Here is a 22,405-nt window from a genome sequence, read left to right on the forward strand (position 1 = left end):
GCGGGCCCCGGCCTGCCCTACGAAACGCCGAAGCGCTTCTTGAAGCCGTTGTCGCTGAACCCCTGGGTCACCACGCCGTCGTCGGTGACCACCACCGGGCGGCGGATCAGCTGCGGATATTCGCGCAGCAGCAGCTTCCACTCCGCTTCCGACGCCGCTCCCTTGCGGTTGTCCGGCAACTGCCGCCACGTGGTCGAGGACTTGTTGATCAACGTCTCGAAGCCACCGGCCTGCCGTGCCCATTCCACCAGCGTCTCCGGCGCGGGCTTGTCGTCGCGGTAGTCGACGAAGTCGTGCGCGACTTCGAAGCGGTCGAGCCACTTGCGCGCCTTGCGGCAGGTGTCGCAGTTCTTCAGGCCGTACAGCGTGGTGGTCATGCCCCGTTCCATTCCTTGCGATGCGGGCATGATGCCGAAAACCGCCGCGCACGGCGACCGGATGGCCGCCACGCGCGCGCCGCTAGCGCCTGACCACCGGCAGTTCGATGTAGCTGGCCGCGTCTGCGGCGTGGTGCACCGCGTTGTCCGCCACCACCGGCTCGCTTTCCTTTTCGTTGTCGCCACCGGTATTCAGGTTGCGGGCGAACTTCGGGAAATTCGAGCTGGTGACCTCGACCCGGATGCGGTGTCCCTTCCCGAACTGGATCGAGGTGGTGATCGGCGTCGGTCGAAGCGTGTACACCTGCCCCGGCTGCATCAGCTCCGGCCGCGTGTAGCTGTCGCGGTAGCGTGCGCGCAGCATGGTGTCGCCGACGATCCAGGCGGTGCCGTCCTGCGCCACGTCGACGAGCTTGAGCGCGAAATCCGTGTCGCGTGCGCTGGAGGAGACCTTCAGCACCGCATCGACGAAGCCGCTGACTTCCATCGCCTCGTCGAGCGGCTCGCTGGTGTACACCAGCACGTCGTTGCGTGATTCGATCTGTCGCTGGTCGAACGCGCCGGCGGTCACCAGGCCGCCGTTGCAGCAGTCGCCGCCACCGATGGTCTGCACCGGGTTGTCGGGGTCGTACCGGTAGCTGTCCCGCGGCTCGTCGCCGGCCGGCGCGTCGAACGACAGCAAGCCGTCGCCGTACAGCGAATTGGCATGGCCACCCGAGCGCAGGTACATCCGCACCGGCTGCGCGGCCTTCGGCGGCCACTGGCTGTCCGACTGCCAGCGGTTCGCGCCCATGGTGAAGTAGCGCACGTGCGGCGTGTCCGCCGGGAACGCGGCCGGCTTGTCCTTCAGCCAGCGGTCGAAGAACGCCCAGACCTGGTCATCCACCGGAAAGCGCGCATCGCCCATGTCGCGGTCGCCGACCTTGTAGTGCTCGCTGAGTTTCGCGAACTGGCAGTGCGGGTTCGGCCCCACCACCACGTACTGGTTGGCACTGGCCTCGCGGTCGGTTCCCACCGTGCGCGCATGGTTGTACAGGGCCATGTTCGGGCCGATCGAGACGTCGTACCAGCTGTTGAACCAGAGTGCGGGCACGCCCCACCCCATCGAATCGTCGTACAGGCCGCCGCTCTTCCAGCCCGGGTCGCCGGGACCGCGCGCGATCTGCATCTCGAAGGTCCCCGGCGGCTCGTCCAGCGACGACAGCAGGCTGGCATACGGCAGGTGCCGGATGTGCCTCTTCCAGTCGACGTCCGGCTTCGTCGCATCCAGGTCGTTGTACTGCGCAACGCGCGCGCGCATCTTGCCCTTGAGATCCTGCGGCAGCTCGGCGCGCAGCGGATTGTCCACGCCATACATCCACACCGCGAACAGGGTCCGCGGCACGCCGCCGGTATAGAAGTTTCCCTGCTCCCAGAACGGGCCGACCTTGCCGATGCCGGCGCCCGCGGCCATCGGCACCATCGCCGCATGCACCGGATGGTTCATGCCCGCCAGCGCGAGCTGCCATTCGGCGGATGACGAACAGCCCAGCGTGCCGACCTTGCCATTCGACCAGGGCTGCTCCGCGATCCAGCTGAGCGCGTCGTAGCCGTCGGTCTGCGGATAGCCGAGGATCTCGTATTTGCCCTGGCTGAAGTAGCGGCCGCGCTCGTTCTGGACGATGAAAGCGTAGCCGCGGCGCACCGCCTCGATCGCGTAGCGCGCGGTGCCGCCACGCACCTTGTGTTCGTTGTATGGCGTCTTCCACAACACCGTGGGCAGCTTTCCGGTGGCGCCCTTGGGACGCCAGATGTTGGTCGACAGCCCCTTGCCGTCGCGCATCGGCACGAGCACCGCGGTCTCGGTCTCGGCGATGGCGTCCAGTTCGGCACGCAGCCCCTCGTCGCTGTAGCGCGACAGGTCCTGCGCAGGCGCCGCGGAGGCAACGACTAGGGCCGCCATCAGCAACGCGGCGGCAAACGGCATTCTCATTGCGCGACTCCCCAGTGGCGATCAGGCTTGTGTCGCACGTTCCGCCACGCGCCACCCCTGCCGGAAGTCACGCCTGCCCGGGCATTGCGCTCAATCTGCCAACCCGCGCAGCAATTCGTTGATCGACGTCTTGGCGCGCGTCCTGGCATCGACCTGCTTGACGATCACCGCGCAGTACAACGAATGCGAGCCGTCGGCTGCCGGCAACGAGCCCGACACCACCACGCTCCCCGGCGGCACCACGCCATAGCTGATCTCGCCGGTGGCGCGGTTGTAGATGCGGGTCGACTGGCCGAGGAACACGCCCATGCCGATCACGCTGTGGTGGCCGACGATCACGCCTTCCACCACTTCCGAACGCGCGCCGATGAAGCAATGGTCCTCGATGATCGTCGGCGCCGCCTGCAACGGTTCCAGCACGCCGCCGATGCCCGCACCGCCGGAGATGTGGCAGTGCTTGCCGACCTGCGCGCAGGAGCCCACCGTGGCCCAGGTGTCGACCATCGTCCCGGCGCCGATGTACGCGCCGATGTTGACGAACGACGGCATCAGCACCACGTCCTTGCCGATGTAGCTGCCGCAGCGCGCGATCACGCCCGGGAGCACGCGCGCGCCGAGCTTGCGGAACTTCGCCTCGTCGAAATCCTCGAAACGCAGCGGGATCTTGTCCCAGAACGGCGCCGGGTAGGATTCCCCGAGCTCCATGTCCTGGACGCGGAAATACAGCAGCACGGCCTTCTTCAGCCACTCGTTGACGGTCCAGCCACCATGGCCATCGGGTTCGGCAACGCGGAACTCGCCGCTTTCCAGGCCCTCGATCACGCGCTCCACCACCGGCCGCGTCGAGCCTTCCATCTCCTCGGGCGTCAGCGTGGAGCGCCGTTCCCATGCGCTTTCGACCATGAACCTGAGTTCGTCGTTGGCCGAAGGCTTCGGCGCTTCCTTCTTCGCGGTCTGCTTGGCGGCCTGCTTGGCAACCTTCTTGGCGACTTTCTTCTTGGCGGTCTTGGGCGGGCTCATCGGTTCGCTTCTCCATCGATGCGGGACAGCAGCGCATCGCGCAAGGCGGCGCGGCTGTCCGGGTTCAACGCGGTGTTGTCGGATTCGGTGATGCGGAACACGTCCTCCGCGCGCTCGCCGAAGGTGGCGATGCGCGCGTCCTGCACGCGCAGCCGGCGCGCACGCAGGACGTGCGCGATGTCGGCCAGCAGGCCCGGACGGTCGGTGCACACGAGGCTGAGCACGGTCTGCCCGCCGTCGGCGCCATCGTCGAACTGGATGCGCGGGACGATGCGGAAATGCCGCAGGTGGCGTGGCTGGGTGCGTCGCGCGGGGTGGATGCGTTCGAGCGGGCCGGACAGCGCGCCGGCCAGGCGGCGCTCGATGTCGGCCACCGACGGCGGCTGGCGCGTGTCGCCGGGCAGCACCTGGAAACTGTCGAAGATCGTCCCGCCAGGGCCGTCGAGCGCGCGCGCCTGCTGGATTTCCAGGCCGAGGCGGTCGAGGCTGATCACAATCGCAGCGAACAGGCCGTCGCGGTCGGGCGAATGCACGAAGACCTCGAGCGCGTGGTCGCCGGCATCCAGCGAGCGCACCGCCACCACCACCTGCCCCGGTTCGCGGTCGCGCAGCGCCAGCGCCTGCCAGGCGATCTGGTCGGGCCGCGCGCGCAGGAAGCTGTACTCGGGGAAGCGCAGGAACAACGTGCTGGCCTCGTCGTCGTCGATGCCGCGCGCCGACAGCAGGCCGCGCACCGCGGCGCGCGTCTCGGCAATGTGCTCGATCGCCGCCACCGGATGCTCCAGGCCCTGCCGCAGCGCCAGCCGCGTCGACGTGCGCAGGTCGGCGAGCAGCCGGTCCTTCCACGCGTTCCACAGCTTCGGCGAGGTGCCGGCGATGTCGGCGCAGGTCAGCAGGTAGAGGTAGTCCAGTCGCTCGCGGTCGGCGACTTGCGTCGCGAAGCGATGGATCACGGCCGGATCGGAAATGTCCTGCTTCTGCGCGGTGATCGACATCAGCAGGTGCTTGCGCACCAGCCACACGACCAGCGCGGTGTCGCTGGCCGACAGCGCGTGCGCGGCGCAGAAGGCCTGCGCATCCTCGGCGCCGACTTCGGAATGGTCGCCGCCGCGGCCCTTGGCGATGTCGTGGAACAGCCCGGCGAGCAGCAGCAGTTCGGGCTTGCGCAGCGTCGGCCAGACCTCGTGCGCCATCGAGAATCGGTCGTCGGCGGCTTCGCTGCCGAACGAAGCGAGATTGCGCAGCACCGCCAGCGTGTGCTGGTCGACGGTGTAGACATGGAACAGGTCGAATTGCATGCGCCCCGACACCTGCGCGAACGCGGGAATCCAGCGCCCCAGCACGCCCAGGCGCGCCATGCGCTCGAGCGTCGGTACCGGCCGCTCGCCGCGCAGCAGGCCCATGAAGCGATCGCGCAGCGCCGGGTCTGCCGCCGTGTAGTCCGGCACCACGTCCAGCGCCTCGGCCAGCGCGCGCGCGGTCTGCGAGTGCAGGCCGCGTGCATCGCGCCGCGAGGCCCAGGTGGCGAACAGTTCGAACACCTGCGCGGCATCGCCGTGCGGCCATTCCTCGTCGCGCGCGGCCAGGTAACCGCGGCGCAGTTCGAAGCGCGCATCGATCGGCTCGGGCGTGGCAGTCCCATCGAAGTGCTCCTCGAAACGCTGCAGCAGGCGGTCGTTGATCCGGCGCACGATCGCCGCGGACCGATAGAAGCCCTGCATCATCTGCTCGACGCCCAGGTTGCGGGCATCGTCGGCGTAGCCCAGGTGCGCGGCGAGTGCTTTCTGGTAGTCGAAGCGCAACCGCTCCTCGTGGCGGCCGGCGACCAGGTGCAGGCCGAAGCGCAGGCGGCCGAGCGCCTGCTGCTCGCGTTCCAGCGCGGCGGCCTCGTCCGCACCGACGTGGCCGAGCCCCACCAGCGCATCGAGTTCGCGCACGCCGAAGCTGCGCAGCGCCATCCAGCCCAGCGTATGCAGGTCGCGCAGCCCGCCGGGGCCGTCCTTGAGGTTGGGCTCCAGGTTGTCAGAGGTATCGCCGAAGCGTGCGTGCCGCTGGCGCTGCTCCTCGGCCTTGGCGAGGAAGTAGTCGCGCGCGGGCCAGACCTTGTCCGGGGCGATCGACGCCTCCAGCGCACCACGGTCGGCGATGTCCGCCACCAGCGGCCGGGCTTCGAGCAATGCGGTCAGCACGGTGGGATCGGCCGCCGCCTGGGTGCACTGCTCCGCCGAGCGCACCGCATGGCTGGCCTGCAGGCCGATGTCCCACAGCAACGCGAAGAAGCAGGCCAGCGCCTCGTGGCGGGCGTGCTGCTCGGGTTCGGTTGCCAGCACCAGCAGGTCGATGTCCGAATGCGGGAAGAGTTCGCCGCGGCCGTAGCCGCCGACGGCGAACAGCGCCAGCTGCGCGTCGGCCGGGATGCAGCGCGACCAGGCGTCGCGGATCAAGCCATCGATGGTGCGGGCCCGCGCCGCGACCAGGCGGTCGACGGTCTCGCCGCGGTCGAAGCGCGCCGCCAGCGCGGCATCGGCCTGCGCGAGCGTGTCGCGCGCAAGTTGCAGCCAGGTCGCCTCGTCGTCCGCGCCTGCAGGAGCCGCCGCGTCGGGAGGTGCGGCGCTGGCCACGTCAGTGGCCGGCGTCGTCGCCCGGCGCCAGCGTGAGGACGTCCACGCCGGTCTCGGTCACCGCGATCATGTGCTCCCACTGCGCCGACAGCTTGCGATCCTTGGTAACCACGGTCCAGCCGTCGGGCAGCACCCGGGTGTGGCGCGTGCCCTCGTTGATCATCGGCTCGATGGTGAAGGTCATGCCCGGCTGCAACACCAGGCCGTCGCCGGGACGGCCGTAATGCAGCACCTGCGGTTCGTCGTGATAGACCTTGCCGATGCCGTGGCCGCAGTACTCGCGCACCACCGAGAAGCGCTCGCCCTCGGCGTACTGCTGGATCGCGTGGCCGACGTCGCCCAGGGTCGCGCCCGGCTTCACCGCGCGGATGCCGCGCCACATCGCCTCGAACGTGGCCTCGACCAGCCGCCGTGCCATCACCGACGGCGTGCCGGCGTAGTACATGCGGCTGGTATCGCCATGCCAGCCGTCCTTGATGACGGTGACGTCGATATTCACGATGTCGCCGTCCTTGAGCACCTTCGCTTCGCTCGGGATGCCGTGGCAGATGACGTTGTTGACCGAGATGCAGGTGGCCTTGGGATAGCCGCGGTAGCCGACGTTGGCCGGAGTCGCCTGCTGCACGTTGACGATGTGTTCGTGGCAGATGCGGTCCAGTTCCTCGGTGGTCACGCCCGGCTTCACATGCGGGGCGACCACCTGCAGGACCTCGGCGGCCAGCCGGCCGGCCTCGCGCATCTGCTCGATTTCGGCAGGGGTTTTCAGGTGGATGCTCATAGGTCAATTATCCCCTATTTGCCAGGCCGCCTGAACGCTGGCCCCGGGGGGATGACCAATACCCCATTGCCCTGGGGCCCTGACCGGGGATAACCGGCGCCCCGGGACCATGCCGGGAAGTGCCATGAAAGGTCACGCGTGCGCTTTCCAGGGCAGTCCGACCGTGCATGGGCCGCAAGCCGAGTGGGATTTCCTGCGCCGATGGTAGCGCGGCGACAGCCTGCGCCTGGATAGCAACTGGCAATGGCCGTTCCCCGACTCGACGCAGCGACTCACGGTCGACGATACCCGTAGCGGAAACCTGGTCCGGATCCGCGTGGTGCGCATGGGTGGATCCGCTTCATTGCCGCCGATGCCACGCGCGTGACGGCAAGCAACCGCGGCCGGGAATGTGCGCAGGTGCACATCGCCCGACAGGTATCGACATACACTTGCCCATTCCTCCGGCCGCACACCGATTCCGGCGTGGCCGACGCCCACAGCGTCCGACAGGTCCCGATCCTTTGCCATGAACCTGCACTACCACGAACTCGGTGGGATTCCGGTGGATCCGGTGACTTCGCTATACCGCTTCGGCGCCGGCGGACCGAGCCTTTCGTCGGCAGTGGCAACGGCCAAGGCGACCAAGCGCCAGTTCGCATTGCTGCACATCGACATCGATACGTTCCACCTGATCAACTTGAACATGGGCGAGGAGATCGGCGACCAGGTTCTCGCTGCCGTCGCGCAGCGCTTGCGCAAGGCCATGCCCGACGACGGCTGGTTGTGGCGACTGTCGAGCGACGAATTCCTGGCCGGGATCGGCTACCTGCCCGGCGAAACAGACGGTGCCGCGCTGGCCGAGATGCTGCGCGACGCCTTCGAGACGCCATTGTGGATTCCGCCCTACACGCTGCCCATCACGCTCTCGATCGGCATCGCGGTATTCCCCGACCATGCCGCCGACGCGCCTTCTTTGCTGGCCAGCGCCGAGCATGCATTGCGCGACATCAAGCGCGAGGGCCACAACAGTGTCGGCCTCTACTCGGAGACTTCCGGCAAGGCCGCATCCAAGGACGGTTTCGCACAGCGCTTCGTGGAAGCGCTCGGCAAGCATGAGCTGCAGTTGTTCTACCAGCCGTTGATCGATGCGCAGGACGGAGGCCTGGCGGGATTCAGCGCGTTGCTGCGCTGGAACACCGCCAACCACGGCCTGCTGCGGCCAAGCCGGTTCCTGGGTACCGTCGAGCGCGTGGGACTGTCAGCGCACCTGGGGGCATGGGTGGTCGAAAGCGCGGCACGTCAGCTTGCCGACTGGCGCGAACAGGGACTCGATTACCTGTCGCTGTCGATACACCTTTCGAGCTCGCTGCTCGCGCAACCCGATTGCCTGGACCTGGTTGGCGAACAACTGCACCGCCATCACGTAGACGGAAGCGCGCTGGAGCTGGAGATTTCCGAGAGCGCGCTTGCGCTCGACGCGCACCGCACCCACGACACGCTCATCGGCCTGCGCGCACTCGGCGCGACCCTCACCGTCCAGGATTTCGGCCTGGGCGGATTGAGCTTCGCCGCGCTCGCGCAATACCCGCTTGACCGGCTCAAGATCGGCCGTGGCTTCATCCGCAACGTCGCCAGAGACCCGCGCAGCGCAGCGATCGTGCGCGGCATCATCGCGATGGGACATCGCCTTGGAATGAAGGTCACGGCCAAGGGCGTGGAGAGCGAACCCGAGCTGGGTTTCCTGCGTCGCAACCATTGCGACTTCTTCCTCGGCCACCTGTTCAGCCCGCCCCTGCCAGTGGAAGAACTCGGCGAACTGATCCGCCGTCGCTTCCTGCTGCCCGGTGCATTCGCCGCCACGCGTCCGGAACGCACGCTGCTGTTGCTCGACGACGAGGAAAACATGCTGCGCTCGCTGGTGCGATTGTTCCGCCGCGACGGTTACCACGTGCTCACCGCCAGCGGTGTGCGCGAAGCGTTCGACCTGCTGGCCAGCAACCCGGTGCAGGTGATCGTGTCCGACCAGCGCATGCCCGACATGAACGGCACCGAATTCCTCGCCAAGGTGCGCGATCTCTATCCCGACACCATCCGCATGGTCCTGTCGGGCTACACCGACCTGGCCACGATCACCGAGGCGATCAATCGCGGCGCGATCTACCGCTTCCTCTCCAAGCCCTGGGACGACAACGAGTTGCGCGGCCACATCCAGGCCGCGTTTCGTGCCCACGAGCAACGGGCCGCCGGCGAAGGCGGATACTGATCGACGCGCCGCATCAGAATCGAAAGCGCGTTCGTCGCGGCGAAAGCGCTTTCAGGCTTCCGGGGGCGTGGCTGCCTCGCGTTCCGGCTGCATCACCGGCAGCACCACCCGGAACGTGCTGCCGACACCGGGCTGGCTGCTGACCTCGATGCGGCCGCAGTGCTTGGCGACGATGCGGTAGGCGATGGCCAACCCGAGGCCGGTACCGCGGCCGATCGGCTTGGTGGTGTAGAACGGCTCGAAGATGCGCTGCGCCATCTCAGGTGCGATGCCGCAGCCGGTGTCGGCGATGCTGATCCAGGCTTCGCCGTTCTCGGCACCGGTGGCGATATCGATGCTGCCGCGATTCTCGATCGACTGGCCGGCGTTGATCAGCAGGCTCATCAGCACCTGGTTGATCTCCGATGGATGGCATTCGACCAGTGGCAGTTCGCCGTAGTGCTTCTCGACCCGGGCCTTGTACTTGAGGTCGTTCCAGACGATGTTGAGGGTCGATTCCAGCCCCTTGTGCAGGTCGGAAGGCCGCATCTCCTCGCCGCGACCGACGTACGAGAAGTCCTTCAGGTCCTGCACGATCTTGGTGACGCGCTCGATGCCCTCGCGCGATTCCACCATCAACTTGGGCAGATCGCCGAGGATGAAGTCGATGTCGAGGCGCTCGCGCTTGGCGAGCACGTCGTTGCGCCCGGCCACGGGATCGTCGGACTGCAGGACCGCTTCATGGCATTCGATCAACGCGAACAACGCGCCGATGTACTCCTGCAGTGTGCCGAGGTTGGAATGGACATAACCGATCGGGTTGTTGATCTCGTGGGCGACGCCGGCGGCGAGCAGGCCAATCGAGGCCATTTTCTCCGACTGCAGCAACTGTTCCTGCGCACCCGCGAGACGCCGGTGCGCGGCCTGCAGTTCGTCGTGGCGCTGCTGCAGCTCGACCTGGCGGGCGTTGCGCAGCGAAACGTCGTCGAAGGTCACGATGCTCTGCGCCACGCCCTCGCGCTCGCCGCAGTGCAGGATGATTTCGATGACCACGTCGTTCGCGACGATCTCGCCCGCCCAGCGCCCCGTCTCGCGGGCAACCGTCCAGGCCTCGGCCGGAAGCAGGCTCAACAGGCGGTCGGGCGCCTCGGCCGGCAGGGCGCGCGCGGCCAAGGCGTTCGCCGCCGGATTGGCACGGGTCATCCTGCCGTCGCCGTCGACCAGCATCACGGCGTTCTCGGTCTTGCCGAATGCCCAGAAAATGTCCTCGTCACGAGGTTCGGTTTTGTCGCTGGCCTGGTTCATCCCACTCCCAGACAGCGCGCCTGCGGGCGGGCGCCGGACTGTCCGTTGGAATCGTACACGCCTGTCGACTCGACGCGACCGATGTGGCGCAACGCCCAGGCCACTTCGCGGCGCCGGCGCGCGAGCAGGACGCCGTTGGCCTGGTTGAACTCGCGCAGCGCGAACAGGCGTTCGGCAGCAGCGGAATCCGGTGTCGCGGTCTCGGCGCGGCGCAGCGCGGCGAGCTTGTCGGCGGTGGAAGCCAGCAGCGCATCGACATCGTGCTCGAGCAAGGCACGACGCTCGGCGTTGAGGGCCCGTTCCAGGGCCTCGAGCGGATGGTCGATGGCGATGCCCATGTCCTTTACTCGCCCAGTTGCCGCTCAAGGTCGAGCATGCGGGTGGCGATTTCCTGCGCGTCGACGCGATAGCTGCCGTCGGCGATCGAGGCACGCAACGCGTTGACGCGGGCGACGTCGATGCCGGCCGGCGCGGCGCCGAGCTGGCGCTCGAGCGCCTGCAGGCCTTCGGCCTCGCCGGTCAGGCGGATGCTGTCGGTCGCGGCGGCGGCGGCGATCGGCTGGCCGCGTTCGCTGCCGGCACGCGCCGTGGCGGACGTATTGATAGCCTCCGACGCCCGGGCGACGGGCATCCCGCTGTCGATCTTTTGGGTCATGGCACGCTCCTGGATGTCCTCGGTCGAGCACTGTAACGGCCCGTCCCCGGCGAACTTGAGCCGTTCCCGCCGGGCCATGCCCCGGCAGCACACCAGTCCCGTGGGCGTCGGTCAAGGCAGCAGCTCGACCACGCCTTCCCCGGCCACCCGCCCGCGCAGGACGCGGTGGGACGACATGTTCTCCACCGCGACCATGCCGCCGGCCCGAGCCGGACCGAGCGCCCGGCCGGGCATGCGTACCTCGACGCCGCCGGTGCGCGAGACCAGCACCACAGGATCGCCGCGGCGCAGCGGCCTGCCGATCGCAAGATCGGCTTCGGTCGGCACCACGCCGGGCGCGAGCGCACGGTTGGGGATGCGTCCGACCAGGGCGGAAGGATCGCTGAAGGCCGCACCGGCGGCGTCACCGATGTCGCGCCGCTGGACGATCAGCTGGTTGGCCGAAATCGGCACGCCGGACGCGGCCGGCGTGCCGAGCACGACCACGTCGGCCACGCGACGCACGCGCACCGGCACGTACAGGCGCCAACCCGGGGTATCGGCGCAGCGCACCAATGCGGTTTTCGACCCCGAAGCTATGGCCTGCAATGGCTGGCTGCACTGCGCAAGGTGCAGCCTGGGGTCGAGGACCGCTTCCGCCGACTGCGCGTCGGCGGCACCCAGCGCGGCGATCGCGGCGGCGCGGATGTCGTCCAATGGCTGTGGCCCGGCTGCAGCGGCCTGGCCGGCGGCGAGCAGGATCCAGCCCAGCAGCGCGATGGCAACGCCGACACGGACGGGGGGATGCGCGGTGGTTGCCACGGCGTGAGGTCTCCTGCTGGCTTGTGGCCCGAACGGATGTCGTTGTGGTGCGTGCAAGAGGCGTGCCGTGGGCACATGTGCGCCCTTCTCCCTCCGGGAGAGCGTGCAAGCAGATCCGAGGAGTTTCCCCACGCAATGACGACCACACCTCAAGGAATCCGCACGCCAGCCGACAAACCGGGGCATGAGCCAGGACCTGCTGGACCGCATCGACCAACGCACCCGGCTGGCCGGCCACAACCGGCTGGCCCTGCTGTTGTTCCGGCTCGGCTCGCGTCAGCTTTTTGGCGTCAATGTATTCAAAGTCAAGGAAGTGCTGCCGCGACCGCGGCTGTTCACCTTGCCGCAACTGCCACCGGCGTTCGCCGGTGCCGCCGACGTGCGCGGACGCAGCGTGCCCGTCCTTGACCTCGCCCGCGCCATCGGCCACTCCGGCAACGACGGCGATGAACCCGGCTACCTGGTGGTGACCGAGTTCAACCGTTCGGTGCAGGGCTTCCTGGTGGCCGGCGTCGACCGCATCGTCAACATCGCGGTCGAGCACATCCAGCCGCCGCCGGAGCCGGGCGGCGGGTGCCATTACCTGACGGGCGTGACCCGCCACCAGGGCGAATTGATCCAGCTGATCGACGTCGAAAGCGTGCTGGCCGAATCGGCGCCGCGCAGCAGCGATCTCGGCTCGCTCACCGCCCTGCCCGACAGCGGCGGCCCGCGCGAAGTGCTGGTGGTCGACGACTCGCGCGTGGCGCGCAACCAGATCCGTTCGGTGCTGCAGCAGCTGGGGCTCGAGGCGACGCTGCTGTCGGACGGCAAGCAGGCGCTGGACCACCTGCAGGCGCTCGCACAGGGCGGCCAGCCGCCGTGCGACCGCTACGCGATGGTGATCTCCGACATCGAAATGCCGGCCATGGACGGCTACACGCTGACGACGGAAATCCGTCGCGACCCGGCGTTGCGCGGCCTGTTCGTGCTGCTGCACACCTCGCTCTCGGGCGTGTTCAACCAGGCCATGGTGGAGCGCGTCGGCGCCGACGATTTCGTGCCGAAATACTCCGAACGCGAGCTGGCGCAACGGGTTGCGGCCCGGATCGGCGCGGCCCGCTGAGTTTCCGGCCGGGGCGTTCCGGCGCTTCCCGCGTGTTCCGCGCTTGCCGGTGAACCGCCCCGGGGCCGCGGCTGGCACGCCACTTGCCTGATCCGGGAGGGAAACCCGCCCCGGAGGGCACATGTCCGACTTCCTAGGCATCCACGGCACCGCGCTGGTCCTGCGCGAGCAGCGCCTGCAACTGCTCAGCGCCAACATCGCCAACGCCGATACGCCGAATTACAAGGCGCAGGACCTGGACTTCAACAGCGCCCTGCACGCGGCGTTGCAGCCCGGTGCCGGCGCCGGCGGAGACGCGCTCGACGCGGCCGCGGCGTCGGCGCGCTACGTCCGCGCCGCCACCCAGCCGAGCCTCGACGGCAACACCGTCGATGGCGACCGCGAGAACGCCGCCTTCGCGCAGGCGTCGCTCGAATACCGCGCGTCGCTGTCGTTCGTCGAATCCAAGGTGCGTTCGATGCTGACCGCGATCACCGGCCAATGAACGCCTTTGCGACGACATCGCCGCGCGCTGACGGGGAATCCGCATGAGCAACCTGCCCATCTTCGACGTCGCCGGCTCGGCGATGAATGCGCAATCGGTGCGGCTGAGCACCATCGCCTCCAATCTCGCCAATGCCGATTCGGTGTCCGGCGATCCCGATGCGGTGTTCCGCGCCAAGCAACCCGTTTTCTCGGCCGAGCCCGTGGCAGGCAATCCAGCCCTGGCCGGCGTGCAGGTGAACCAGGTCAGCGAAAGTACCGCCGCACCGATCAAGCGCTACGAACCCGGCCATCCGCTCGCCGATGCCCAGGGCTACGTGTACGCGCCCGACATTGATCCGGTCGCGCAGATGGTCGACCTGATCTCCGCGTCGCGCAGCTACCAGGCCAACGTCGAAGTCTTCAACAGCGCCAAGGAACTCGCCCTGGCCACGCTGAACATGGGTCGCTGACGCGACCGTCCACCAAGGAATTCCGAATGAGCACCATCCCAGGCACCAGCGGCACCGCCGACAGCAGCTTCTCGCTGCTCGGCCTCGGCGTGCAGCAGGAGGAGCGAAGCAGCACACTCGGCCAGGCCGACTTCCTGCACCTGATGACCGAACAGCTGAAGAACCAGGATCCGCTGAAGCCGCTCGACAGCCAGCAGTTCCTCGGCCAGCTGGCGCAGTTTTCCACGGTGCAGGGGATCGACAGCATGCAGAGCGCGATGGGCGCGATGGCCAGCGTGATGGAGTCCGACCAGACCCTGCGCGCGGCGGCCCTGGTCGGCCACGACGCTCTGGTGCAGGTCGATTCGCTCGACCTGGCAGCCGGCGCCAGTGTCGAGGGTGAGATCACCGCGACCGCGGCCGGTCCGGTCACCGTCGACATCCTCGACGCCAACGGTGCGCGCGTGCGGCGGATGACCGTCGAGGCCGGTGCCGCCGGTGCGACCGCATTCGCATGGGACGGCCGCGACGACGCCGGCAACGCCATTCCCGCGGGCAATTACACGATCCGCGCGGTCGCCGGCAACACCGATCCCGCGACCGTCGACGACAACGGCCTGCTGCCGTTCTGCGTCAAGGCCAACGTCGACAGCGTTTCGATCGAGTCCACCGGGCTCGCCCTCAACCTCGCAGGCCTGGGCAGCTTCCCGCTGTCCGCGGTCCGTCGCATCGGCTGACCGCCGAACCGAACAGTCCGGCGCAACCGGCCGACACACCACCCAGGAGCACAGCATGAGTTTCCGCATTTCGCTCAGCGGCATGAACGCGGCCTCGGCCGACCTCAACATCACTTCCAACAACATCGCCAACGCCAACACCTCCGGCTTCAAGCAGTCACGTGCGGAGTTCGCCGACGTGTTCGCGGTGTCCGCATATGGCCTGGCGAGCAATGCCGTCGGCGCCGGCGCGCGGTTGCAGCGCGTGGCCCAGCAGTTCGGCCAGGGCAACGTCGACTTCACCGGCAAGTCGCTCGACATGGCGCTGTCGGGACAGGGCTTCTTCACCCTGTCGGGCAACGGCGCGATGTCATACTCGCGCGCCGGCAACTTCGGCGCCGACCGCGAGGGCTACGTGGTCAATCCGGCCGGCCAACGCCTGCAGGTGTTCCTGCCCAACGCCGACGGCAACGGCTTCGACACCGGCCGCATGGGCGACCTGAGGCTGGCGACCGGCGATTCGCCGCCGCTGGCGACCGGCGAGGTCGAAGTCGGGCTCAACCTGCCCGGCAACGCCACCGCGCCGACGCTGACGCCGTTCGATGCCAACGATCCTTCCACCTACAACCACACCACGTCGCTGACGGTGTACGACTCGCTCGGCGCGCCGCACTCGCAATCGATGTACTTCGTCAAGACCGCCAACCCCAACGAATGGCAGCTGCACACGCAGATCGACGGCAACGACGTCGGCGCCGCGCAGACGCTGCAATACTCGGCTACGGGCGCCCTCACCTTGCCGGCCACCGGCAACATCGCGCTCCCGGCCTACACGCCACCGGGCGGCGCCGCGCCGATGGCCGTGAGCCTGCAGCTCGGCACCTCGACCCAGTACGGCAATGCATTCGGCGTCTCCGCGCTGGTCCAGGACGGCCACGCCACCGGTCGCCTGAGCACCATCGAGGTCTCGCCCGAGGGCGTGGTCAACGCGCGCTACAGCAATGGCGAGTCGATCGCGCTCGGCCAGGTCGCGCTGACCAACTTCGCCAACCCGCAGGGCCTGCAACCGGTCGGCGACAACGGCTGGGCGGAAACCTACGCCTCCGGCGACGCGCGTCGCGGCGCTGCCGGCACTTCGGAATTCGGCCTGGTGCAGGGCGGCGCGCTGGAGGCATCCAACGTCGACCTGACCGAGCAGCTGGTGAACATGATCACCGCGCAGCGCAACTTCCAGGCCAACGCACAGATGATCCAGACCCAGGACCAGATCACCCAGACCGTGATCAATCTCCGCTGACGGCCGGGATTAGGGATTGGGGATTCGCGAACGAAGCGGCGCCGTCGCTCGATTGCCCGTCTCCGGGATCGATCGAAAGACACGACGCCGATCCGCACGTCTCCCTAACCCAATCCCGATTCCCGCCCACACGAATCCCCAATCCCGAATCCCGGCTCTCCATGGACAAGTCCCTCTACATCGCGATGACCGGCGCCAGCGCCACGCTGCGCGCCCAGGCGTCGGTGTCGCACAACCTCGCCAACGCCGACACGATCGGTTTCCAGGCGACGTTGAGCGGGACCGTCGCGGCGCCGGTGGCCGGCGACGGCTTGGCATCGCGGGTAGCCGTGGTCCAGCGCGAGCTCGGCGTCAGCGACGCCGCCGGCTCGATCACCAGCACCGGCAATCCGCTCGATGTCGCCCTGCACGCCGATCGCTGGCTTGCCGTCCAGGACAGCCGCGGCGGCGTGGCCTACACCCGTGCCGGCGACCTCAGGGTCACCCAGAACGGACTGCTCACCACCGCCAGCGGACGCCCGGTGCTCGACCAGGCCGGCGCGCCGATGTCGATCCCGCCCGCCGATGCATTGGAAATCGGCGGCGACGGCACCGTGTCGGTCGTGCCGCAAGGCCAGCCGGCCTCGACGATGGCGACGATCGGCCGGTTGCAGGTCGTCGCGGCCAATACCCGCGACCTGGTCCGCGGCGAGGACGGCCTGATGCACGCCGCCCCCGGCGCCGCCCCGCCCGCGCCCGCCGCCGGCAACGTCCTGACATCCGGGGCGCGCGAAGGCAGCAATGTCGACAGCACCGCGATGCTGGTGTCGATGATCCAGCTTTCGCGCCAGTTCGAGATGCAGGTACGGGTCTTGCACAGCGGTGACGAGAGCGCCCGCGCCGCCAACACTTTGCTGTCCTCGCGCTGACCGCGCATCACCACGACACGATTCAGGAGAACCCGCCATGACCCAGGCCCTGTGGATCGCCAAGACCGGCCTCGACGCGCAGCAGACGCGCATGGCGGTGATTTCCAACAACCTCGCCAACACCAACACCACCGGCTTCAAGCGCGACCGCGCCAGCTTCGAGGACCTGCTGTACCAGACCGTGCGCCAACCCGGCGGCGCCTCGTCCGAGCAGACGCAGCTGCCCAGCGGCCTGTCCACCGGCACCGGCGTGCGCGTGTCCTCCACCTCCAAGGAGTTCGCGCAGGGCAACATCGACCAGACCGGTGGCGCGCTGGACGTGGCGATCAACGGCCGCGGCTTCTTCGAAGTGCTGCTGCCCGACGGCAGCAGCGCGTACACCCGCGACGGCAGCTTCCAGATCAACGCGCAGGGCGAGCTGGTGACCAATTCCGGCTACCCGGTGCAACCAGGACTGCAGCTGCCCGAGGGTGCGCAGAGCGTGACCATCGGCAGCGACGGCACCGTCAGCGTGCAGGTCGCCGGACAGGCCGAGGCTGTGCAGGTCGGTTCCCTGACGCTGGCCGACTTCGTCAATCCCGCCGGCCTGCAGGCCAAGGGCGAGAACCTTTACATCGAGACCGGCGCCAGCGGCCCGGCGCAAAGCGGCGCACCCGGCCAGTCCGGCGCCGGCCTGCTGGTGCAGGGCGCGCTCGAGGGCTCCAACGTCAACACCGTGCAGGAACTGGTCTCGATGATCGAGACCCAGCGCGCCTACGAGACCAACGCCAAGGCGATCTCGACCATCGATTCGATGCTCGCCTTCCTCAACAACAACCTGTGAACGCACGGATGAACATGTTGCCCAATAGCCGGTTGTTCAACACCCGGGCGTCCAAGGGCCGGCTGTTGCTGTGTCCGCTGCTGCTGGCCTTGGCCGGCTGCGCGACGGTCATGGGCGACGTACGCCCGTTCGCGCCGGTCGGGCCGCAGGCACACGCCGCCGGTTACGCCGCCGCGCCAGGTGCACCGGTCGCGACGCCCGTCGCCTACTCGCCGCGCAATGGCGACGGCGGCGGTTCGATCTACGCCACCGCCGGCAACGGCAACGACCGCGGCCTGCGCCTGTTCCAGGACAGCAAGGCCCGCGAGGTCGGCGACCTGCTGACCATCGTGCTGGTCGAGAACACCCGCGCCAGGACCAACGCCAAGACCGCGGTGACCAAGGACGCCGGGCTCGGCCTGGGCGCTCCGACGCTGTTCGGCCAGTCGGTCAGCTACAACGGCAAGCCCATCCTGCAGGCCGAGGTCGAGGGCACGCGCGACTTCGCCGGCGCCGGCGACAGCGCGCAGAGCAACCAGCTCAACGGCAACATCACCGTGCGCGTCGTCGAGCAGCTTGGCAACGGCAACCTGCGCGTGGCCGGGCAGAAGCAGGTGCGCCTCAACCAGGGCGACGAGCTGGTCCAGGTTCAAGGGATCGTCCGCATCGCCGATATCTCTCCCGACAACCGCATCAGCTCCGACCGGGTCGGCGAGGCGCAAATCGTCTATGGCGGTCGCGGCACGCTGGCCCGTTCGAACGCGATGGGCTGGCTGGGTCGCTTCTTCAACTCCGCCGCCTTCCCCTACTAGGACCGCGAACCATGCGCACTTCCATCGCGATCCGTTTCTGCTTCCTCGTCTCCGGTCTCTTTGCCGTGTTCGCTGCTCCGGTGCACGCCGAACGCATCAAGGACCTCGCCCAGGTCGCCGGTGTCCGCGGCAATCCGCTGGTCGGTTACGGCCTGGTCGTCGGCCTCGACGGCAGCGGCGACCGCACCAGCCAGACGCCGTTCACCGTGCAGAGCCTGAAGACCATGCTCGACCAGCTCGGCGTGTCGATCCCGCCTGGCGTCAACCCGCAGCTCAAGAACGTCGCCGCGGTCGCGATCCAGGCCGAACTGCCGGCGTTCGCCAAGCCGGGCCAGACCATCGATGTCACCGTGTCGTCGATCGGCAACGCCGGCTCGCTGCGCGGCGGCGCGCTGCTGATGGCACCGTTGCGCGGCGCCGACGGCCAGGTCTACGCGATCGCGCAGGGCACGCTGGTGGTCAGCGGCTTCGGCGCGGCCGGCCGGGACGGCTCCAGGATCTCGGTCAACGCGCCCAACGGCGGCAGTATCCCCAACGGCGCGATCGTGGAGCGCGCGGTCGCCAACGCTGCGCCGACGGGCGTGGTCACGCTGAACCTGCACGAATCCGATTTCACCACCGCGTCGCGCATCGTCAGCGCGATCGACGGCGCCTTCGGCCCCGGCCGCGCGCACGCGCTGGACGGCGTCACCATCGAGGTGACGCCGCCGGCCGGTGACCGCATCGCCTTCCTGTCACGGCTGGAGACGCTCGACGTCAATCCCGGCGCGGCGGCGGCCAAAGTCATCGTCAACGCACGCACCGGCACCGTGGTGATGGGCGGCGAGGTCACGGTCATGCCTGCGGCGGTGTCCCACGGCTCGCTGACGGTGTCGATCACCGAAACCGCGCAGGTCAGCCAGCCCGAACCATTCGGCCGTGGCCAGACGGTGGTCACGCCGCAATCGAACGTCGAAGTCGCGCAGGACGGCGGCCGCATGTTCATGTTCGCCGGCGGCACGTCGCTCGAGTCGATCGTGCGCGCGGTCAACGCCGTCGGCGCCGCACCCGGCGACATCGTCGCGATCCTCGAAGCGCTCAAGCGTGCCGGCGCGCTGCGCGCCGAACTCGAGGTGATCTGAGCGCCGCGCTCGGACCACGCTGCCGCCATGCGCCTGCCCGCCGCCAATCCGATCGCGCTCGCACCGACGTCGACGACCCCGCATGCGGGCATCGAGAAGGCCGCGCGCGAGCTGGAAACGCAGTTCGCGCAGATGCTGATCAAGTCGATGCGCAGCACGGCGATGGGCGACTCGATGTTCGGCGGCAACAACACCTATCGCGAGATGTACGACCAGCAGCTCGCGCGCGAACTTGGCAAGGGCGGCGGGCTCGGGCTGGCCCCGATGATCGTTCGCCAGCTCGAGCGCGGCAGCAACGGTGCGGCAGCGGCGACCGGCGCGACCCCGCCGGGTGCATTGCCACTGCGCATGCCCGGCACCTCCGCGACCGCCACGCCGATGCCGTTGGCCGCGCCGTTTGGCGCCTTGCCGCTGGCGCCGTCGAGCAGTGGCGTGTCGATGCCGGCGTTCGACGTCCCGGCAACCTCCATGTCCGAAACCCAGGCTGCGGTCGAATGCGCCGATATTCCGCTGGACTGCAGTTCGCCGGAAGCCTTCGTGCAATCGATTTGGCCGCAGGCGCAGAAGACCGCCGCCGAACTCGGCGTGCCGGCCAGGGCGCTGGTCGCGCAGGCCGCGCTGGAAACCGGCTGGGGCCGACGCCTGGCCGGTCGCGAAGGCGTGTCGTCGCAGAACCTGTTCGGGATCAAGGCCGGCAGCCGCTGGAACGGCGAACGCATGAACTCGGCCACCCACGAATTCGTCGACGGCGTGCGCCGCAGCGAACGCGCCGACTTCCGCGCCTACGGCTCGACCGCAGAGAGTTTCGTCGATTACGCGCGCCTGCTCGACAATCCGCGCTATGCCGCCGCGCGCAATGCCGGCAACGATACCCATCGTTTCGCCAGCGCCCTGCAGCAGGCCGGCTACGCGACCGATCCCAACTACGCCGCCAAGATCACCGCGATCGCCAACGGCGCGACGCTCAACCGTGCGCTGGCCGCCATGCCGGCCGCGTCGCCGGCCAGCGGCGCCGTCTACGCATCGAACGCCATCGCGATGGCCAGGGAATAACGCATGTCCGGACTGCTCTCAACCGGTAGCTCCGCCCTGCTCGCTTTCCAGCGCGCGCTCGGCACCGTCAGCCACAACGTCGCCAATGCCGCCACGCCCGGCTACAGCCGGCAACGCGTCGAACTGGCCGCGCGCCCGGGCCAGCCGACGGCGGGCGGCTACATCGGCCAGGGCGTTGACGTGGCCAAATTGCAGCGGCTTGCGGACGGCCTGGTGTTTGCACGCCAGATCGACAGCAGCGGCGAACTCGGCCGCCTGCAGCAGTTGTCATCGATGGCCGGCCGCGTCGATTCCCTGGTGTCGGATCCATCCACCGGCTTGTCGACGCAGTGGTCGGCGTTCTTCAACGCCGCCGATGCGGTCGCCGCCGATCCGACCTCGTCGGTCGCGCGCAGCCAGTTGCTCGCCGCCGGCGACCAGCTCACCTCGCGCTGGCGCACGCTCGACGGCCAGCTGTCCGCGCTGGAAACCGAATCCGGCCAGCGCATCCAGGGCACGATCGGCGATGCCAATCGGCTCGCTGGCGAAATCGCCGAACTCAATCGCAACATCACCGCCGCCGGTAGCAACGCTTCGCCCGACCTGGTCGATGCGCGCGCGTTGCGCATCGACCAGCTGGCCACTCTGGTCGGCGCGGAAACGGTCATGCAGGACGATGGCTCGCTCAACGTTTTCACCGGCGGCGGCCAGCCACTGGTGCTCGGCAACCAGGCGATGAAGCTCGCCACCGTCGCCGATCCGTTCCGTCCCGACCGCGTGCAGATCGCGCTGCAGGGCGCCAGCGGCAATGTCCGGCTGCCCTCGGCGAGCGTCTCCGGCGAACTCGGCGGCCTGCTCGAATTCCGCGACCGCGTGCTGGATCCTGCGCGCGCCGAACTCGGACGCCTCGCCACCGTCTTCGCCACGGGTTTCAACGCAGCCCAGCGCGCAGGCGTCAACTACAACGGCGCGCCCGGCGCCGATTTCTTCACCCTGGCACCACCGCGGGTCGATGCGCACGCCGCCAACACCGGCTCGGCGACGATCGCGGCCACGATCGACGACGTCTCGGCGCTCAAGGGCAACGACCTGGTGCTGCGCTTCGACGGCGCCTGGTCAGCGACCCGCGCCGACACCGGCGAACCGGTGGCGATGACCGGTAGCGGTACTGCGGCCGATCCGTTCAAGGTGGCCGGCGTGTCGCTGGAGATCGGTGGCACCCCGGTCGTCGGTGACCGCTATTCGCTGCGCCCGACCGCCGATGCCGCCGGCAACCTGCGCGTTGCGCTGACCGACCCATCCAAAATTGCCGCCGCGTCGCCGCTGCAGGCCCAGGCCGACACCGCCAACCTCGGCGATGCACGCGCGGGCTCGGCGCAGGTCACCGACGGCGCGGCATTCGCGTCGTTCGCGGGCGCCACCATCGAGTTCATCGACGACGGCCAGTACACGATCAATGGCGCCGGTCCGTATCCCTACACCGCCGGCAGTCCGATCGCCGATGTGGCTGCGGGCTGGTCGATGTCGCTGACCGGCGCGCCCGCGGCGGGTGACCGTTTCACCCTCGCCCGCACGCCGCCGCGTTCGGGCGACAACGGCAACGCACTGGTGCTTGGGGGTTTCGACCGGCAGGGCATCCTCGACGGCGGCACCCAGTCGCTGACCGACGGGCTGAGCCAGCTGAGCGCACGCGCCGGCACCGATGCCCGCCATGCCGCGCTGAGCCTGGAAGGCCAATCGGCGATCCACGGCCAGGTCATCGCCGAGCGCGAATCGGTGAGCGGCGTCAACCTCGACGAGGAGGCGGCCGACATGATGCGTTTCCAACAGGCCTACCAGGCTGCGGCGCAGGTGATCAGCACCGCCGACACGATGTTCCAGACCCTCCTGTCGGCCGTGCGCCGCTGATGTCCATGCCATCGCGGTCCATGCCTTTGAGGTTCAT

21 protein-coding genes are annotated in these 22,405 nt (G+C 68.7%); 12 read left to right on the forward strand and 9 right to left on the reverse strand.

Going from position 1 to position 22,405, the window contains the following annotated elements; all coding sequences use genetic code 11:
* Positions 1-17 precede the first annotated feature (17 nt).
* The 5 genes from ACTJIL_RS07205 to map all read right to left on the reverse strand — a co-directional run bounded on the left by ACTJIL_RS07205 (position 18) and on the right by map (position 6,768).
* On the reverse strand, positions 18-377 hold the full coding sequence (locus tag ACTJIL_RS07205; RefSeq protein WP_440754857.1) for a Spx/MgsR family RNA polymerase-binding regulatory protein: 360 nt from the start codon (positions 375-377) through the stop codon (positions 18-20).
* Positions 378-459: 82 nt separating this feature from the next.
* Positions 460-2,349, reverse strand: a complete 1,890-nt coding sequence (locus ACTJIL_RS07210; RefSeq protein WP_440754858.1) for a CocE/NonD family hydrolase — start codon at positions 2,347-2,349, stop codon at positions 460-462.
* A gap of 90 nt (positions 2,350-2,439) precedes the next feature.
* Positions 2,440-3,369, reverse strand: coding sequence for a 2,3,4,5-tetrahydropyridine-2,6-dicarboxylate N-succinyltransferase (gene dapD, locus ACTJIL_RS07215; protein ID WP_440754859.1), 930 nt, complete (start codon positions 3,367-3,369; stop codon positions 2,440-2,442).
* Positions 3,366-5,990: a [protein-PII] uridylyltransferase gene (gene glnD / locus ACTJIL_RS07220; protein WP_440754860.1), complete on the reverse strand. Its 2,625-nt coding sequence runs from the start codon at positions 5,988-5,990 to the stop codon at positions 3,366-3,368. Before glnD ends, dapD begins: the two co-directional genes overlap by 4 nt.
* Position 5,991: 1 nt before the next feature.
* A complete protein-coding gene (map, locus tag ACTJIL_RS07225) occupies positions 5,992-6,768 on the reverse strand; it encodes a type I methionyl aminopeptidase (RefSeq protein ID WP_440754861.1) in 777 nt (258 codons plus the stop codon).
* A gap of 508 nt (positions 6,769-7,276) precedes the next feature.
* Here map and ACTJIL_RS07230 point away from each other — a divergent pair.
* Entirely contained in the window at positions 7,277-9,013 is a 1,737-nt protein-coding gene (locus ACTJIL_RS07230) for an EAL domain-containing protein (RefSeq protein WP_440754862.1), read from the forward strand.
* A 51-nt stretch (positions 9,014-9,064) separates the two neighbouring features.
* On the opposite strand, the gene ACTJIL_RS07235 is transcribed toward ACTJIL_RS07230, so the two are convergent.
* The 4 genes from ACTJIL_RS07235 to flgA form a co-directional block, all read right to left on the reverse strand.
* Positions 9,065-10,297, reverse strand: a complete 1,233-nt coding sequence (locus ACTJIL_RS07235; protein WP_440754863.1) for an ATP-binding protein — start codon at positions 10,295-10,297, stop codon at positions 9,065-9,067.
* A complete protein-coding gene (locus tag ACTJIL_RS07240) occupies positions 10,294-10,635 on the reverse strand; it encodes a flagellar protein FlgN (protein WP_440754864.1) in 342 nt (113 codons plus the stop codon). Before ACTJIL_RS07240 ends, ACTJIL_RS07235 begins: the two co-directional genes overlap by 4 nt.
* Positions 10,636-10,640: 5 nt before the next feature.
* Positions 10,641-10,952 carry a flagellar biosynthesis anti-sigma factor FlgM gene (flgM, locus tag ACTJIL_RS07245; protein ID WP_440754865.1) on the reverse strand — a complete coding sequence of 104 codons (312 nt, stop codon included), beginning with the start codon at positions 10,950-10,952 and terminating at the stop codon, positions 10,641-10,643.
* A gap of 111 nt (positions 10,953-11,063) precedes the next feature.
* Positions 11,064-11,753, reverse strand: coding sequence for a flagellar basal body P-ring formation chaperone FlgA (gene flgA, locus ACTJIL_RS07250; RefSeq protein ID WP_440754866.1), 690 nt, complete (start codon positions 11,751-11,753; stop codon positions 11,064-11,066).
* Between the two features lie 184 nt (positions 11,754-11,937).
* Between flgA and ACTJIL_RS07255 the strand changes: the two genes are divergently transcribed.
* From ACTJIL_RS07255 to flgK, 11 genes are all read left to right on the forward strand, one after another.
* Positions 11,938-12,858: a chemotaxis protein gene (locus ACTJIL_RS07255; RefSeq protein ID WP_440754867.1), complete on the forward strand. Its 921-nt coding sequence runs from the start codon at positions 11,938-11,940 to the stop codon at positions 12,856-12,858.
* A gap of 121 nt (positions 12,859-12,979) precedes the next feature.
* The gene (gene flgB / locus ACTJIL_RS07260; RefSeq protein ID WP_440754868.1) at positions 12,980-13,342 is read left to right on the forward strand and encodes a flagellar basal body rod protein FlgB; all 363 of its coding nucleotides are present in this window, start codon (positions 12,980-12,982) and stop codon (positions 13,340-13,342) included.
* A 43-nt stretch (positions 13,343-13,385) separates the two neighbouring features.
* Complete coding sequence (gene flgC, locus ACTJIL_RS07265; RefSeq protein WP_440754869.1) at positions 13,386-13,793, forward strand: flagellar basal body rod protein FlgC; 408 nt, start codon at positions 13,386-13,388, stop codon at positions 13,791-13,793.
* 26 nt (positions 13,794-13,819) lie between these two features.
* Entirely contained in the window at positions 13,820-14,509 is a 690-nt protein-coding gene (locus tag ACTJIL_RS07270; RefSeq protein ID WP_440754870.1) for a flagellar hook capping FlgD N-terminal domain-containing protein, read from the forward strand.
* 55 nt (positions 14,510-14,564) lie between these two features.
* A complete protein-coding gene (gene flgE, locus ACTJIL_RS07275; RefSeq protein ID WP_440754871.1) occupies positions 14,565-15,785 on the forward strand; it encodes a flagellar hook protein FlgE in 1,221 nt (406 codons plus the stop codon).
* A 161-nt stretch (positions 15,786-15,946) separates the two neighbouring features.
* Positions 15,947-16,693: a flagellar basal body rod protein FlgF gene (locus ACTJIL_RS07280; protein WP_440754872.1), complete on the forward strand. Its 747-nt coding sequence runs from the start codon at positions 15,947-15,949 to the stop codon at positions 16,691-16,693.
* A 37-nt stretch (positions 16,694-16,730) separates the two neighbouring features.
* Entirely contained in the window at positions 16,731-17,516 is a 786-nt protein-coding gene (flgG, locus tag ACTJIL_RS07285; protein WP_440754873.1) for a flagellar basal-body rod protein FlgG, read from the forward strand.
* 110 nt (positions 17,517-17,626) lie between these two features.
* Positions 17,627-18,307: a flagellar basal body L-ring protein FlgH gene (locus tag ACTJIL_RS07290; protein WP_440755872.1), complete on the forward strand. Its 681-nt coding sequence runs from the start codon at positions 17,627-17,629 to the stop codon at positions 18,305-18,307.
* 11 nt (positions 18,308-18,318) lie between these two features.
* A complete protein-coding gene (locus ACTJIL_RS07295; RefSeq protein ID WP_440754874.1) occupies positions 18,319-19,428 on the forward strand; it encodes a flagellar basal body P-ring protein FlgI in 1,110 nt (369 codons plus the stop codon).
* A gap of 27 nt (positions 19,429-19,455) precedes the next feature.
* Positions 19,456-20,481 (forward strand): flagellar assembly peptidoglycan hydrolase FlgJ, encoded by a 1,026-nt coding sequence (gene flgJ / locus ACTJIL_RS07300; RefSeq protein ID WP_440754875.1) that lies wholly within the window; start codon positions 19,456-19,458, stop codon positions 20,479-20,481.
* A 3-nt stretch (positions 20,482-20,484) separates the two neighbouring features.
* On the forward strand, positions 20,485-22,368 hold the full coding sequence (gene flgK, locus ACTJIL_RS07305) for a flagellar hook-associated protein FlgK (RefSeq protein ID WP_440754876.1): 1,884 nt from the start codon (positions 20,485-20,487) through the stop codon (positions 22,366-22,368).
* Positions 22,369-22,405: the final 37 nt, after the last annotated feature.

This window comes from Luteimonas sp. 22616, assembly GCF_052044325.1.
In the GTDB taxonomy this organism is placed as follows: domain Bacteria; phylum Pseudomonadota; class Gammaproteobacteria; order Xanthomonadales; family Xanthomonadaceae; genus Luteimonas.